At 63.4% G+C, this 15501-nt stretch carries 14 protein-coding genes; 5 read left to right on the top strand and 9 right to left on the bottom strand.

Features of this window, described 5'->3' with window-relative positions; genetic code table 11:
• Position 1 precedes the first annotated feature (1 nt).
• The 4 genes from lpxK to ACL9RJ_RS25380 all read right to left on the bottom strand — a co-directional run bounded on the left by lpxK (position 2) and on the right by ACL9RJ_RS25380 (position 4561).
• A complete protein-coding gene (gene lpxK / locus ACL9RJ_RS25395; protein WP_177119669.1) occupies positions 2-1012 on the bottom strand; it encodes a tetraacyldisaccharide 4'-kinase in 1011 nt (336 codons plus the stop codon).
• Complete coding sequence (locus tag ACL9RJ_RS25390) at positions 1012-1440, bottom strand: ExbD/TolR family protein (protein WP_017126385.1); 429 nt, start codon at positions 1438-1440, stop codon at positions 1012-1014. Before ACL9RJ_RS25390 ends, lpxK begins: the two co-directional genes overlap by 1 nt.
• A complete protein-coding gene (locus ACL9RJ_RS25385; RefSeq protein WP_017126384.1) occupies positions 1437-2072 on the bottom strand; it encodes a MotA/TolQ/ExbB proton channel family protein in 636 nt (211 codons plus the stop codon). The genes ACL9RJ_RS25390 and ACL9RJ_RS25385 overlap by 4 nt, the downstream gene beginning before the upstream one ends.
• A 260-nt stretch (positions 2073-2332) precedes the next feature.
• Positions 2333-4561 carry a DNA internalization-related competence protein ComEC/Rec2 gene (locus ACL9RJ_RS25380; protein ID WP_422765788.1) on the bottom strand — a complete coding sequence of 743 codons (2229 nt, stop codon included), beginning with the start codon at positions 4559-4561 and terminating at the stop codon, positions 2333-2335.
• Positions 4562-4699: 138 nt separating this feature from the next.
• Here ACL9RJ_RS25380 and ACL9RJ_RS25375 point away from each other — a divergent pair, with 138 nt between their 5' ends.
• A complete protein-coding gene (locus ACL9RJ_RS25375) occupies positions 4700-5221 on the top strand; it encodes a DUF2062 domain-containing protein (RefSeq protein WP_212810691.1) in 522 nt (173 codons plus the stop codon).
• Between the two features lie 85 nt (positions 5222-5306).
• Here the strand turns inward: ACL9RJ_RS25375 and ACL9RJ_RS25370 are convergent, their stop codons facing one another.
• The 4 genes from ACL9RJ_RS25370 to ACL9RJ_RS25355 all read right to left on the bottom strand — a co-directional run bounded on the left by ACL9RJ_RS25370 (position 5307) and on the right by ACL9RJ_RS25355 (position 8475).
• Positions 5307-6086, bottom strand: a complete 780-nt coding sequence (locus tag ACL9RJ_RS25370) for an ABC transporter permease (RefSeq protein WP_017126380.1) — start codon at positions 6084-6086, stop codon at positions 5307-5309.
• Positions 6083-7015, bottom strand: a complete 933-nt coding sequence (locus ACL9RJ_RS25365) for an ABC transporter ATP-binding protein (RefSeq protein WP_017126379.1) — start codon at positions 7013-7015, stop codon at positions 6083-6085. Before ACL9RJ_RS25365 ends, ACL9RJ_RS25370 begins: the two co-directional genes overlap by 4 nt.
• Positions 7016-7148: 133 nt before the next feature.
• A complete protein-coding gene (locus ACL9RJ_RS25360; protein ID WP_212810690.1) occupies positions 7149-7772 on the bottom strand; it encodes a glutathione S-transferase in 624 nt (207 codons plus the stop codon).
• A gap of 43 nt (positions 7773-7815) precedes the next feature.
• Positions 7816-8475, bottom strand: a complete 660-nt coding sequence (locus tag ACL9RJ_RS25355) for a transglutaminase-like domain-containing protein (RefSeq protein WP_177085160.1) — start codon at positions 8473-8475, stop codon at positions 7816-7818.
• A 247-nt stretch (positions 8476-8722) separates the two neighbouring features.
• Here ACL9RJ_RS25355 and ACL9RJ_RS25350 point away from each other — a divergent pair, with 247 nt between their 5' ends.
• Both ACL9RJ_RS25350 and ACL9RJ_RS25345 read left to right on the top strand, forming a co-directional pair.
• The gene (locus ACL9RJ_RS25350; protein WP_422765787.1) at positions 8723-11170 is read left to right on the top strand and encodes an acyl-CoA dehydrogenase; all 2448 of its coding nucleotides are present in this window, start codon (positions 8723-8725) and stop codon (positions 11168-11170) included.
• 63 nt (positions 11171-11233) lie between these two features.
• Entirely contained in the window at positions 11234-11641 is a 408-nt protein-coding gene (locus ACL9RJ_RS25345) for a PA2817 family protein (RefSeq protein ID WP_017126375.1), read from the top strand.
• Positions 11642-11792: 151 nt separating this feature from the next.
• Here the strand turns inward: ACL9RJ_RS25345 and ACL9RJ_RS25340 are convergent, their stop codons facing one another.
• Entirely contained in the window at positions 11793-12743 is a 951-nt protein-coding gene (locus tag ACL9RJ_RS25340) for a LysR family transcriptional regulator (RefSeq protein WP_212810689.1), read from the bottom strand.
• A 107-nt stretch (positions 12744-12850) separates the two neighbouring features.
• Between ACL9RJ_RS25340 and ACL9RJ_RS25335 the strand changes: the two genes are divergently transcribed.
• A complete protein-coding gene (locus ACL9RJ_RS25335) occupies positions 12851-13492 on the top strand; it encodes a LysE family translocator (RefSeq protein ID WP_212810688.1) in 642 nt (213 codons plus the stop codon).
• A gap of 69 nt (positions 13493-13561) precedes the next feature.
• Positions 13562-15301, top strand: coding sequence for a dipeptidase (locus tag ACL9RJ_RS25330; RefSeq protein ID WP_212810687.1), 1740 nt, complete (start codon positions 13562-13564; stop codon positions 15299-15301).
• The last annotated feature ends 200 nt before the right edge of the window (positions 15302-15501 follow it).

The following is a 15501-nucleotide window of genomic DNA, read 5'->3' as shown; positions in this document are numbered from 1 at the left end:
TTTAGGGCAAAAGACGATCGGGCAACAGGCGCAGCAGTTGCGTGTCGAACCAGGCCGCGAAAGCCTCGGAAGGCAGCGCATCGACCGCCAGGTACCACCAGTCGGGTGCCGCGAACGCCTGGCACTTCACCGCATCCTTTTCGGTCATGACCAGTGGTAGCGACGGCGTGAAACTCAAGGCTGCCGCGCTGTATTCGGCATGGTCGGCAAAAGCGTGGGGCACTGGCTGCCAGTGTAGCGTTTCGAGGGTGCCGAAGAAACGTTGCGGGTTGCCGATCCCGGCCACCGCGTGCAACGCCTGTCCGGGCGGAAAATGGTCGAGCGGCCGGCGTTCGCCGCTCAGCAGATTGACCAGGGCGGTCGGTCGCAGGTGGAAGGCGAAGCCTTTGTCACCATCCTCGGTGGCCCCGTTGTACAGCAGCGCATCGACACTTTGCAGGCGTTCGAGAGGTTCGCGCAACGGTCCGGCAGGCAGGCACCGGCCATTGCCCAGGCCACGGGCGGCATCGATCAGCACCAGTTCCAGGTCGCGGGCCAGGCGGTAATGCTGCAAGCCGTCATCGGAAAGGATCAGATCGAGGGTTTCGCTGGCCAGCAGGGCCTGCACCGCACGGCTGCGATCCGGGTCGATCATCAGCGGCACATCGTTGCGCCGGACGATCAGCAAGGGCTCATCGCCGGCCACCGCTGCGTCCTGGTCGGCGCGCACCCGCCACGGCAGGCTCGGCGGCCTGGCGCCATAACCCCGGCTGACCACGCCGACGCGCAGGCCACGGCGCCGGCAATGCTCGACCAGCCAGAGAATCATCGGCGTCTTGCCGGTGCCGCCGACGGTGATATTGCCGACCACGATCAACGGAACAGGAGGCTGGTAGATAGTCCCCGAGCCCGCGACAAAGCGCGCCCGCTTGCCGTCGACCACCCGGCGATACAGCCACTCCAGCGGACGCAGCAGAACCAGGGCCGGATGGCCGCTGTACCAGGCGCGCAACAGACGATCGGAAAGTGCCATCAGGGAGCCGGCGCCGCCTCGACGGTGGTCATGCGCAAATGGCTGAAGCCGAGCTTGCCGGCGGCGTCCATGGCGGTGATCACGGCCTGATGCTGGGTCTTGCCATCGGCGCTGATGGAAAGCGGCAGGTTGGTATCGCCGCCGGACTCTTTCTGCAGGGCCTCCATCAGGCTCGCCAGGTCATTTTTCGGCAACAACTGGTTGTTCACCGAGAACACCCCGTCGGCGCTGATGGCGATATCCAGTTGCTTGACCAACTGGTCTTCGGCGGGCGAGCCGCTGACCGCCTGCGGCAGGTCCACGCGCAGCTGGGTTTCGCGGGTGAAGGTGGTGGTGACCACGAAAAACAGGAGCAGGACGAAGACCACGTCGATCAGCGACGCGAGGTTGATATCGATGGTTTCCCGGGGCTTGCGGCGGAATTTCACGCTCTGCCCTCGGGCATTTCCACATCACGGTCGCCCTGTACCACCTCGACCAGCTTGATCGCCTGCTGCTCCATGCCGACCACCAGCTCGTCGATCCGGCGTTGCAGGAAGCGGTGGAAGAACACCGCCGGAATCCCCACGATCAGGCCGGAAGCCGTGGTGATCAGGGCCTTGGAGATACCACCGGCGAGGACCGCCGCGTTGGTGGTCATGCCCGAACCCATGAACGAACTGAAAATATCGATCATGCCCAGCACCGTGCCCAGCAGGCCGAGCAACGGTGACATGGCGGCAATGGTGCCGAGGGCATTGATATAGCGCTCCAGCTCATGAATCACCCGGGCGGCGGCTTCTTCGATGCACTCCTTCATGATCTCGCGACCGTGCTTGGAGTTCGCCAGGCCCGCCGCGAGAATCTCGCCCAGGGGGGAGTCGGCCCGCAGTTGCTTGAGTTTTTCCTTGTCCAGCTGCTTGTCCTTGATCCAGACCCAGACCTGCCCGAGCAGATGCTCCGGGGTCACGCGACTGGCGCGCAAGGTCCACAGCCGTTCGGCAATGATGCCCAAAGCCGCGATGGAACTCAGAATGATCGGCAACATCATCCAGCCGCCGGATTTGACCAATTCCCACACAGTGACAGTCCCCTCAAAAAGTGCGCCACTCTAACATAGGGGTCGGTCTGGCCGAAGAACGTGATGTCGCATGCTGCTGCGCTTTAATAACCCCCGGTTATTTAAATCTTGAGCCACCCGAGGCTCCATCGTGCACCGCCCTCCTGTGGGAGCTGGCTTGCCTGCGAAGCGGTCTTCGAGAGCGTCGCCAGCCTCAAGGGCCCCTTCGCGGGCAAGCCCGCTCCTACAGTCTCTGCTCCGGGTCGCCATTCTGTGCCGGCTCAATCCTCCGCAGGCCAGCGCCAGAAGCGCCTCTGCTCACGCTGCGACCGGGCGGCGCCGAAGGCTCCCAGCTGCAGGCGCACAGCGCCCTGCTCCGCGCTGTCATGGACCTGCATGGCCAGGGCCTGGTAGCGCGCCATGACCTGCGGGTGCGGATGGCCGAAGGCATTGCCATGCCCCCGCGAGATCAACACGGCCCGGGGCGCCAGCCGCTGAAGGAAAGCCATCGAGGACGAACTGCGACTGCCGTGATGGGGCGCCTGCAGCCAGTCGCCGGCGACGGCCAGCGGACTCTGCAGGAACGCCTGTTCGGCCTGGATATCGATATCGCCGGTGAGCAGCAACCGCTCGCCACTCGCCTCGATCTGCAGGACACAGGAACGCTGGTTGCTGTCCGTGGCATCCGGCCATTGCCACAGGGCAAAGCTCACGCCGTCCCATTCCCAGCGTTCGCCGCTGACACAGGACTCGGCGAACAACTGCGCCGGCAGGCCCGCGGCGTCACCGCTGAGCACCCGGCCCACCGGCAAGCCGTTGCGCACCGCCAGGGCCCCGCCGGCATGGTCGGCATCGGCGTGGCTGATCAGCATCAGGTCGAGCGCCCGCACGCCCAGCTTGCGCAAGGACGGCAGCACCACGCGCTGGCCCAGGTCGAAATCGCCAAAGCGTGGCCCCGCGTCATACAGCAGGTTGTGGTGCCGGGTACGCACCAGGATCGCCAGTCCCTGTCCGACATCCAGTTGCCAGACCTCGGCCTGGCCTTCTGGCATCCGGGAGGGCGGTGCCAGCACCATCAGTGCCGCCAGTGGCCAGCCCAGGGGCCGCAGCGGCACCCCCGCGGGCAGCAACAGCAGCAGGATGCCCAGGCTGCCCAGCAACCAGGCCCACGGCGGGATGGCCTCCGGCAACCAGGCCGGAATCCGCAGCGCCACCTGGGCAAGCCCGAGGAACAGCAGTTCCAGCAAGCCGCCGGCCAGCCACAGCAATGCTTCACCCACCCAGGGCAGTGGCAGCAGCAAGGTGCCGAGCAAGGCCAGCGGCAACACCATGAGGCTGATCCAAGGCACCGCGATCAGGTTGACCCATGGTCCACTGAGGCTGACGGGCAGGCCCAAGACCAGCAGGAACGGCACCAGCCCGAGGGCGATGGTCCATTGCGCGCGGGTCCAGGTCTGCCAGATCCCCCAGGCACCGAGACGCCGGCTGAAGGTGAAGACCAGCACCGCCACGGCGGCAAAGGACAGCCAGAACCCCGGTCGCAGGCTCGCCAGCGGCTCGAACAGCAGGACCAGGTTCAGCGCCAGCAGCAGCGGCCAGGTAGCCCCCAGGTGGCGAAAACGCAGGCGCCACAGCAGCACCAGGCCGATCATCGCGCAGGCCCGCTGCACCGGAACGCCGAACCCCGCCAGCAGGCCGTAGCCCAACGCGGCCACGAAGGCCAGGCCACAGGCCCATGGCAGCCAGGGCCGGCGCTGCGGCCACAGGCCATAACGCGCCAGCCCGGCAATCAACCCATAGACCAGGGCGGCGAAGAGCCCGATATGCTGTCCGGAAATCACCAGCAGATGGACAGTCCCGGTGTCCTGCAGGATGCGCCAGGTCTCGGCCGACAGTCCCGAGCCATCCCCCAGGACCAATGCCACCAGGGTCGCCGCCTGGCCCCGGGCCTCGACCTGCAGCATCCGCTGGCGAATCGCATCGCGCCAGGAACCCGTGGAGGGCGCCAGCAATTGCCCGTCCTTGACCGTCCCCGTGGCGCCGATCCGTTGCGCCAGCAGCCAGGCCTCACGATCGAAACCATGGGGATTGAGCAGCCCCCGCGGCGACTTGAGCTTGACCGCCAGCCGCCAGCGTTCGCCACTGCCGACCGGTGGCCCGCCATACCAGGCCAGGCGGATCCGCCGCGGCAGCACGCCTCGCCGCGCCGTCGCGTCCGCCAGCTCAAAGCGCTGCACGGCATCGCCCGGTTGCGGCAAGCCGACCACTCGCCCTTCGAGCCACAGCGTCTGGCCGTCGAGGGCCAGCGCCAGGCGATCAGCCAGGGCCCAGTGCGCCTGCAGGCAGGCCCAACTGAAACCGAACAGGAACAAGGCAACGGGATAGCTGCGAAACGGCAACAGCATCAGGCCGACCAGCGACAGCACCGGCAGCATTCCGACAGGCGGCAACTGCGGCAAAAACCGCAAGGCCAGCAATCCAGCCGCCAGCGCCAGCATCCCTGTGCGCATTCCCCACTCCTTGAACCGGTCCCCAGTTCTCGGAATAGCCCGCCTGCCCGGCAGGTGCTTTATTAATTGTCACAAAGTCTGAATTGGCCGTACGTAGAATCCGGGCATACTGCCCGCTTGAACCGACCGAGAAGCCTTATGCCGCGTCGCTTATTCAAACGCTACATGCCCGACCCGGACAGCATCCGGGAACACAAGCACTTACGATTCTTCGGCAAACTGCTTCACGATCCGAACCTCTGGCACCTCAATCGGCATTCGGTGGCCCGGGCCATGGCGGTCGGTCTGTTCGCCGCGTTGATGCCGATCCCGTTGCAGATGTTGCTGGCGGCGTGCCTGGCGATCTGGGTGCGCGGCAACCTGCCGATTGCCGTCAGCCTGGTGTGGCTGACCAATCCGCTGACCATGCCGCCGATCTTCTACTGCACCTACCAGATCGGCGCCTGGGTCATGGCGGTGCCCCCGCGCAGCCTGCCGGACGAACTGACCTGGGACTGGATCAGCGGCCAGCTGGCGACGCTGTGGCAACCCTTCTTGCTCGGATCGGTGATTCTCGGGCTGTTGCTGGCCGCATTGGGCTACTGCGTAACCATGGGTTACTGGCGGTGGTGGGTGGCGCGGCAGTGGAAGAGGCGTCGGGAACAACGCCGCAAGGGATAACGCACGTTCTGCGTCACAACAGAGGACGCGGAGCGTCCTGCGCGGCGTTCCCACGCAGAGCGTGGGAACGATCATCAGGCCAGTGCTACTGGCGCATGCCGCGGCCGCTGACCAGCAACCGCGCACAACCGACATACAACACCACCGTGGCCACCAGCATGAAGGTGATCGCCACGCTGATGCGGATATCCGATACGCCGAGGATGCCGTAGCGGAAGGCGTTGACCATATGCAGCACCGGGTTGGCCAGCGAAACGCTCTGCCAGAACGGTGGCAGCAGGGTGATCGAGTAGAACACCCCGCCCAGGTAGGTCAACGGCGTCAGCACGAAAGTCGGGATAATCGAGATATCGTCGAAGTTGCGTGCAAAGACCGCGTTGATGAAGCCCAGGAGCGAGAAGATCGTCGCGGTCAGCACCACCACCAGCACGGTCACGCCCAGGTGATGGACCTGCAGATGGGTGAAGAACAGCGACAGCAGGGTCACGATGATCCCCACCATGAGGCCGCGCAACACACCGCCGAGGGTGTAGCCGATCAGGATCGTATGGGGTGAAACCGGGGAGACCATCAGCTCTTCGATCGAACGCTGGAACTTGCTGCCGAAGAAGCTCGAGACCACGTTGCCGTAGGAGTTGGTGATCACCGACATCATGATCAGCCCCGGCACGATGTACTCCATATAGGTGAACCCGCCCATATCGCCGATCTGCCGGCCGATCAGGTTCCCGAAGATCACGAAGTACAGGACCATGGTGATCGCCGGGGGCAGCAGGGTCTGCGGCCAGATCCGGGTAAAACGCTTCACCTCGCGGTAAACGATGGTGTTGAGGGCGACCAGGTTGGGTTGCAGCTCCGAACTCATACCGCCACCTTCGACAGGTTTTTTTCCACCAGGGACACGAACAACTCCTCGAGGCGATTGGTTTTGTTACGCAGGCTGAGGACTTCGATCTGCTGCGTGGCCAATTGGCTGAACAGCGCGGTGATGCCCACCGCCTTGTCGACCTGCACTTCCAGGGTGTGACTGTCGAGCAGCTTGCTCGGGTAGCCGATCAACGCCGGAGCGACCGTCTGGGCATGCTTGAGGTCGAGCAGGAAGGTCTCGACGTGCAGTTGGCTGAGCAACTGGCGCATGCTGGTGTTTTCGACAATGGTGCCGTGGTCGATGATGCCGATGTTACGGCACAGCTGCTCAGCCTCTTCCAGGTAATGGGTGGTGAGGATGATGGTGATGCCTTTCTCGTTCAGCTCAGTGAGGAAGGTCCACATCGAGCGACGCAGCTCGATGTCCACCCCGGCCGTCGGTTCGTCGAGGATCAGCAGGCGCGGTTCGTGAACCAGGGCGCGGGCGATCATCAGCCGGCGCTTCATGCCGCCGGACAACGAACGCGACGGCACATCGCGCTTGTCCCACAGGCCCAGCTGGGTCAGGTACTGCTCGGCGCGTTCCTTGGCGATCTTCGCCGGAATGCCGTAGTAGCCGGCCTGGGTCACGACGATATCGAAGGTTTTCTCGAACTGGTTGAAGTTGAACTCCTGGGGCACCACGCCGATGCTGCGCTTGAGCGCCGCCGGGGATTTGTCCAGGTCGTTGCCAAAGATATTCACCGTGCCGCTGGTCTTGTTCACCAGGGTCGAGAGAATGCCGATGGTCGTGGATTTGCCGGCACCGTTGGGGCCGAGCAAGGCGAAAAAGTCACCTTCGGCGACATCCAGATCGATACCACTCAGGGCCTGGAAACCGTTGCCGTAGGTTTTGGTTAGCTGCCGGATGGACAGAGCGGAACTCATATCGGATTCATGCACCAAGAAGGGAAGAAAGTTCTAAATAAGGGCAAGCCTGCTCGAAAACAATAGCGGCGCGCCAGCACTATGGTGCTTGGCAGCGCCGCACAAGTACAGCAACCCGCGTTAATAGTGGGTATTAAGTCAACGCTGTCATGACTGCCCGCTGGTAGGCCGGACGTTGTTTCAGACGATCGTACCAGGCACTCAAATGGGGCAGCGACGGGCGCTCGATGGGCATTTCGAACCAGGCATAGATAAAGCTGCCGAGGGGAATATCACCCATGCCGATCTCGTCGCCGGACAGGTACGGTTGCCCGGCCAGCGCCTGATCGACCGTGGCCAGCAATTCACTGCAGGTTTTCAACGAGGCATTGATGGCCGTCCAGTCCTGTTGCTCGGCCGGGGTACGCAACACGCCCCAGAACACCCCGCGAAACGGCGTGGCAAAGGATGAGGTGGTCCAGTCCATCCATTTCTCGGCGCTGGCCCGCGCCTGCAGGTCATCGACATACCAGGCGGAACCGGCGGCATGCCTGGCGGCCAGGTAACGCACGATGGTATTGGACTCCCACAGGACAAAATCGCCGTCCTCGATCATGGGGACCAGGCCGTTGGGATTTTTCTCGCGGTATTGCGGCGTGCCAACGACCCCGAAGGCACCACCGGCATCGATGGCCTCGTAGGACAGGCCCAGTTCTTCGGCAATCCACAGCGCCTTTCTGACATTCGACGAATTTTTCCGACCCCAGATCTTCAGCATGACGGCCTCTCGTTGGATAAATGCCGAGGCAGTCTACGCCCGATCAGCCACGACTCAAATCGTTGCGCATGTCGCCACGCAGGGAAATCGCGTCGGGGGCGAACAGATGCGGATAACACTCGGCCAGGTGCCCGTAGAACAGCGATTCGGGCACATCGGCAAACTGCCCGTGGTCACGCAGGTATTCCATATGCCGCTGGCCACCCTGGGTGTAGGGGTGGAACACACTGTCGCTCAGGCCGTCGAATTCCAGCGGTATCACCCCGAAGGTTTCGCACAGGCCGCGGTCGAAGGCCGGCGTGGCCTTGACCCAGCGTCCGTCCAGATAGAACTCGGTGTAGCCGTGCATGGCGAACACCTCGCTCTTGAGCAACTCCAGAACCCGTGGCGTCGACAAGTGATTGCGCACATCCGCCAGGCCGATCCGCGCCGGTATCCCGCAATGCCGGGCGCTGGCGGCGAGCAAGGTGGCCTTGGGCACGCAGTAGCTCTGCCCCACCGCCAGGGCATGACTGCCGCGCAGGGTGTCGGGATTGCGGCTGAAGGCGTAGATGTTGTAGCGGATCTCGTCGCGCACCGCGTAATACAGGCGAATGGCCTGCTCCCGAGGATCGCGACCGGCGCCCCGGCGACTTTCGGCGAACTCCACCACCGCCGGGTGGTCACTATCGATGAAGCGTCCTGGATTCAGATACTCGTGCATGGCCGCAGTCTCCCCTGGGAAGCCTCGAGTCTAGCCCTCGACCTGGCGCGCCGATAACGACGATTCGGCCAAGTCACAGACCAACCGGGGGGTTTCCTGCAACGACTCGAAGGCTTTGGACGTTCAGGGATTACCGCCATTCAAATGATTTTTCCCACAGATTTAGACACACAGCTCTGACACCCCGCCTAGCAGATGCCGACTAAGCTCTGGGATGTTTTTGCCCTGTCTTCACGGAGGATTGAATATGTTGCTGTTGTGGATACTGGTTCTGCTGCTTGGCGTCGCCTACCTGGCGCACCGGCGCATCGCCCCGCTTCCCGCGCTTGGCGTGGTGGCCGTGTACCTCGTCGCACTGGGTATTTTTGTCCACGGCCATGGCTGGCTGAAGCTGGTCCTGTGGCTCATCCTCGCCGCCGTGGCGCTGCCGCTGTTGCTGCCCGACCTGCGGCGCCGGCTCTTCACCGCCCCGCTGTTCGCCTGGTTCCAGAAAGTCCTGCCACCGATGTCCGAGACCGAGCGCGACGCCATCGACGCCGGCACGGTCTGGTGGGACGGCGAACTGTTAAGCGGTCGTCCAGACTGGAACAAACTGCTGGCCTATCCCAAGGCGCAGTTGAGCGAAGAAGAACAGGCCTTTATCGATGGCCCGACCGAAGAGCTCTGCGCCATGGTCAGCGACTGGCAGATCGGCCAGGCCATGGACCTGCCGCCCGCCGCCTGGGAACACATCAAGCAGCACGGTTTCTTTGCCCTGATCATTCCCAAGGAGTTTGGCGGCAAGGGCTTTTCCGCCTATGCCCATTCCCAGGTGGCGATGAAGCTGGCGACCCGCAGCGGCGACCTCGCTTCCACCGTCATGGTCCCCAACTCCCTGGGGCCGGCGGAATTGCTGCTGCATTACGGCACCGACGAACAACGCAATCACTACCTGCCGCGGTTGGCCCGTGGCGACGATATCCCGTGTTTTGCCCTCACCGGTCCGTTGGCCGGCTCCGACGCCGGCTCGATGCCGGACACCGGGGTGATCTGCAAGGGTGAGTGGCAAGGCCAGGAAGTCCTCGGCCTGCGCCTGAACTGGGAAAAACGCTATATCACCCTCGGCCCGGTCGCGACCTTGCTCGGCCTGGCCTTCAAGGCCCATGACCCGGATCACCTGCTGGGCGAGGAAGAGGACCTGGGCATCAGCCTGGCGTTGATTCCCACCGATACCCCCGGTGTCGAGATCGGTCGTCGCCACCTGCCCCTGGGCGCCGCCTTCATGAACGGCCCGAACTCCGGCAAGGATGTGTTCATTCCCCTGGAATTCCTTATCGGCGGCCAGGAAATGCTCGGCAAAGGCTGGATGATGCTGATGAACTGCCTGTCGGTGGGCCGTTCGATCTCCCTGCCGGCGGTCGGCACCGGCGCGGCCAAGTTCACCAGCCTGGTCACCGGCCAGTACGCCCAGGTTCGCGAACAGTTCAATGTGCCGCTGTCGGCCTTCGAGGGGATCCAGGAAGCCCTGGCGCGAATCGGCGGCAATGCCTGGCTGATGGACAGCGCGCGGATGCTCACCGCCAACGCCGTGGACCTGGGGGAAAAACCCTCGGTGCTGTCGGCGATCCTCAAGTACCACCTGACCGAGCGCGGTCGCGAGTGCATCAGCCACGCCATGGACGTCCACGGCGGCAAGGGCATCATCATGGGCCCGAACAATTACCTGGGCCGCAGTTGGCAAGGCGCGCCGATCTTCATCACCGTGGAGGGCGCGAACATCCTCTCGCGCAACCTGATGATCTTCGGCCAGGGCGCCATCCGCTGCCATCCGTTCGTGCTCAAGGAAATGGCCCTGGCCGGACGCGAGGACCGTGACCAGGCGCTGCTGGAGTTCGACGGCCTGCTGCTCAGGCATATCGGTTTTGCCGTGAGCAATGCCGCCAGCACCCTGGTCCTGAACCTCGGGCTCGGCCACTTCGAGTCGACCCCGGGCAACCGCCTCAGCCAGGGCTATTTCCGCGCGCTGAATCGCCAGGCGGCGGCCTTCGCCCTGCTCGCGGACCTGAGCATGATGCTGCTCGGCGGCGAACTGAAACGTCGCGAGCGCCTGTCGGCCCGCCTGGGCGATGTGCTCAGCCATCTGTACCTGGCCTCGGCGGCGCTCAAGCGCTACCACGACCTGGATTCGCCGGAGTACCTCGAGCCGCTGTTCACCTGGGCCATGGAAGAAAGCCTCGGCCACTCGGAGCGGGCGCTGGACGAACTGCTGCGCAACTTCCCCAGCCGACTGTTCGGCTGCCTGTTGCGGGTCATCGTGTTCCCGTTCGGCCGTCGCCATACCGGACCGTCGGATGCCCTCGATGCCGCGGTCGCCGCGGTACTCGGCCGGGCCAAGGGCGATCCGGCCCTGGAAGCGGTGCTTGCCGGCTGCTATCGCCCGCAATCGGCGGACGATCCGGTCGGCGCGTTGCAGCAGGCCTATGACCTGCTGGGCGCCAGCCACGAGTTGCAGAAGAAACTGCACGCCGGACTCAAGGCCGGCCAGGTCAGGCCGGCGGCCGGCGAATCGGCCATCGACGCGGCCCTAGAAGCCGGGGTGCTGCAACCGGCCGAGGCCGAGGCCTTGCGCAAGGCCGAAGCCGCGCGACGCAAGGTCATCGATGTGGATGACTTCAGCAAGGAAGAACTGAGCCAGAGCGCCGGCAAGGTGCGCTAGCGGGACAACACGGGCGCGGGGCCTTATACTCTCGCGCCTGTTTTACTCTTGAGGCCCCTTGTCATGTCCAACGTCGTTGCCGATCACCTGGTCCTGCTCGACCACCTGCGCAGTATTCTGGTTGCCGTCGGTGAAGCCGAACAGGTCCCCGAAGAAAGCCATGCGCTGTTCCTGGAACGTTTCGACGAACTGCGGGCGCAACTGCCGGTCGAGCCCATCGAAAGCCAGTACCTGGGCCAGGACCTGCTGTGCCAGGTCATCCAGCGTTATCCACAGATCGCCCACCTGGTCCCGCGCGACCTGCTATGGTTCTTTGGCGGCGATTGCCTGCACTACATGCCGGACGAAGAGCTGGAGCTGTACCAGGCACTGGAAGAACGTCGCTACGAAGCCGAACAGAACGACGAACCGTTCGACTGGAACCAGGAAAAGCAGCTGCTGGCCCTGTCCAACCAGGACAGCAAGCACTGATGCCGAGCATCACCCGCCCCCTGTGGGAGCGGGCTTGCCCGCGAAGAACGATAACGCGCATCACCTGAAAGACCTCGGAACGCCCTTCGGGGGCAAGCCCCCTCCCACCGGTTCTTCCACGCCGCAGTGTCCAGGCCCCGTCCCTCAAGGCCTAAGGCGACATTGATCCCTGCGTCGATTTCAACGTCGGCTCCCGCGCCAGGCACGCCACCAGATAGTCGATGAACACCCGCAACTTCGGTGACAGATAGGGCGTTGGCGTATACAGCAGCCACAGGCCGCCGTGATACGAAGCCAGGAACGTCCACGCCGGCAGCACCTGCACGATCAGCCCCTGCTCCAGCGCATGCCGCGCGGTGAAATACGGCAGGCTGCCAATGCCGATATGTTGCAGCACCGCATCCAGTCGCACGCCGGTGTGATTGGCCGCATAACGCCCGCGCACCCCGACCGTGACCGACTTGCCGCCCCGGCGGAATTTCCAGCGGGCATCGTTGGGCGTATCCCCCAGATAGATGCAACTGTGTTCCAGCAGGTCATGGGGGTGCTGCGGCGTGCCATGCTCGGCGAGGTACTGCGGGGTCGCGCAGAGCAAATGCTCGATGGGCATCAACTGGCGCCCCACCAGGCCGACCGGCGGGTGATCGGTGATACGCAGGATCAGGTCGACATTGTCCTCGATCAGATCCACCGGCCGATCTTCGAGAATCATCTGCACATCCACCTGTGGATAACGTCGCAGGAATTCCGGCATGTGCGGATGCACGACGAAGCGCCCCACCGCTTTGGGCACACTCACCCGCACCAGCCCCTGGGCCTCCTGGGTGTACTGGCCGCTGATCTCCATCACCGAACGGGCGGCGCTGACCATGTCGCGACAACGCTTGAAGGTCTCCTCGCCGCTGTCGCTCAGGCGCAACTTGCGCGTGGTGCGCTGCAGCAGGCGGGTCGCCAGGGCCTTTTCCAGACGGGAAATCGAGCGACTGACGACGGACGGTGAAGAGCCCAGCTGACGGGCCGCCTCGGAAAAGCTGCCGGTCTCGACCACCTTGACGAAGATCGCCATTTCGCCGAGCAGTGCAAGGGGAGGATTTATGCTCATGACGCACAGGTCCATTGAGATTTGATCGGATTATCACATGCCCCGGCCATTTTTATACTGGTCGCCGACAAACCTGATCACCTCCCCCTTCTGCCCAGGAACCGCTCATGTATTCCCAGTACCTCCACGAATTCATCGCCCTGGCGACCATCCACTTTCTCGCCGTGGTCGCTCCCGGCCCGGACTTCGCCGTCACCATCCGCCAGAGCGTGCGGTTCGGCAGGATGGTCGGCCTGTTCACGGCCGTCGGTATTGGTGCGGGTATTTCCGTGCATGTGCTGTACACCCTGCTCGGCGTCGGCGCGCTGATGAATAGCGCGCTCTGGTTGCTGAACGTCGCCAAGGTCATCGGTGCCGGCTATATCCTTTACCTGGGCATCAACCTGCTCAGGAGCAAGCCGCAGGCTGCGCGGCCGGACATCGCCGCGCAACAAGCGGACAACGCGCCCCGGCAAGGTTTGCTCAAGGCCTTCTCGACCGGCTTCCTGACCAACGCCACCAATCCCAAGGCCACGCTGTTCTTCCTGGCGATCTTCACCACGGTGGTCAGCGCCTCGACGCCGTTGAAGATCCAGGCGCTGTATGGCCTGTGGATGTGCAGCATCAATGCGCTGTGGTTCATCCTGGTCAGCCTGCTGTTTTCCAGCGAACGGGTACGCCAGGCGTTCCTGAAGATGGGGCACTGGTTCGAGCGCAGCATGGGCGTGGTGCTGATTCTGTTTGCCGGGCGGTTGATGCTTTCTTTATAGTCCAAGGATGTTTCTGTCTGCTTGATCAGATATTTCTCACCAACAGTCTGCAAAGGAATGCCTCCCGCAATGAATTTCGCCCTCAAACACCTGGCCACCACCACATTGATGCTGGCCAGTCTTTCGGCCTTCACCGTCCACGCAGAAGCCAACATCACCCCGCAACAGAGCGCGGCCATCCTCAAGACCTTCAGTGACAGCTCGGTCACGGATTTCCGTCAGTTCCTGGGAAGCCTGGGCAAGAGCGACCTGGCCAAGGCCGACAACCTCGGCCCGGCCATCAGCGCCTTTCTCGACAACAAGAACCTGTCCGCCGACCAGCAGAACGAGATCTACCGTCTGCTCGGCATCTACGCCCGGGTGAAGTACGGCAGCGTCGCCATGGAAACCCTGCGCGAGCTGGTGGAGATCCCGACCTTCAACGTCGACGGCGTTGCCCAGCACGACAACCCCGAGTTCATCAAGATCGCCGACAAGATCAAGGGCCTTGCCCAATCCTTCAACCTGAACTTTCGCAACATCGACAACCGCGTCTACGAGATCTCCCTCGAAGGCACCGGCGATGAAGTCGTCGGTATTCACGCCCATGCCGACGTGGTGCCGGTAACCCCGGAAAACTGGGTACTGAAGGACGGCACCAAACTCGATCCGTTCAAGGTCACCCTGATCGGCGACCGCATGTATGGCCGCGGTACCGAGGATGACAAGAACGGTATCGTCGTCGCGCTCTACGCCATGAAGATCATCAAGGAAGAAAAACTGCCGCTGGCGCGCAATTTCAAGTTGCTGGTGGACACCACCGAGGAAACCAGCGGTGACGCCATCCCCTATTACTTCGAACACAACCCGACGCCCACCTACAACCTGGCGCTGGACGGCGGCTACCCGGTGGTGATTGCCGAGAAAGGCTACGGCACCGTGATGGCCAGCTTTGCCCGGCGTGAGGCCCAGGGCAAGGGCGCGGAAATCACCGCGATGACCGGCGGTATGGCGACCAACCAGATCCCGTCGACTTCCGTCGCCACCCTGGTGACCGACAAGCCTGCCGAACTGGCCGCCAGCCTGCAGAAAGCCGGCGCGGAGTATGCCAAGCGCCATGGTGGTAACTTCGAAGTGAGCGCCAAGGTCGTCGGCAAGGATGTCGCGCTGACGGTCACCGGCGTGTCCGCCCACTCCTCCGAGCCCGAGTCGGGAGTCAACCCGGTGGCGAGGATGCTGGACTTCATCCATGGCATCGACGGCAAGATCGCGCTCAAGCACAACCACATCACCGACGCCGCCCGCTATGCCGCCGACAACTGGGGCCTGGACTACCTGGGCAAAAAGTTGGGCGTGGACTTCTCCGACGACTTCATGGGACCGCTGACCGCTTCGCTGACCTATGTCGGCCTGGATGACAAGGTCTTCAAGCTCGCGGTCAACCTGCGGGTACCGAAGGGCAAGACCCCGGAAGTGCTCAAGCGTGAAATCGCCGACAAACTGGCCGCCTGGAGCAAGAAGAGCCATGTGGCAGTGGCCTTCGACTACAAGATCGCCGAACCGATGTACCGCAATCCCGAGGGTGAATGGGTCAAGGCACTGCTGGCCGTGGCCAGCGAAAACCTGGGCATGGCCCACAAGTTCGGCACTTCCGCCGGGGCCACCTCGGTCCATGAACTGCCCAACGGCGTACAGTTCGGCCTGGCTCGCCCCGAGGTCAAGTACACCGGCCACACCGACAACGAGTTCAAGACCGTGGAGCAGTTCCTGCTGGACCTGCAGATCGTTACCGAAATGATGGGCCGGATCGGGCAGTTGCCCAAGCTCTGAGTGCGCTCAGGACCCGCCGTCGCGGCGGGTCCACCGTCTCGATCCGCCATGAAATCAACTGGCAGTTGACAAAATCACGCACAAACAAAAACGCCGCTCATCACTGAGCGGCGTTTTCATTGAATTTGGAGCGGGAAACGAGACTCGAACTCGCGACCCCGACCTTGGCAAGGTCGTGCTCTACCAACTGAGCTATTCCC

The organism is Pseudomonas sp. Mn2068 (assembly GCF_049319725.1).
In the GTDB taxonomy this organism is placed as follows: Bacteria; Pseudomonadota; Gammaproteobacteria; order Pseudomonadales; family Pseudomonadaceae; genus Aquipseudomonas; species Aquipseudomonas gingeri.
Note: the sequence above shows the minus strand (reverse complement) of the source record. Positions and strands in the feature narration are given on the sequence as shown.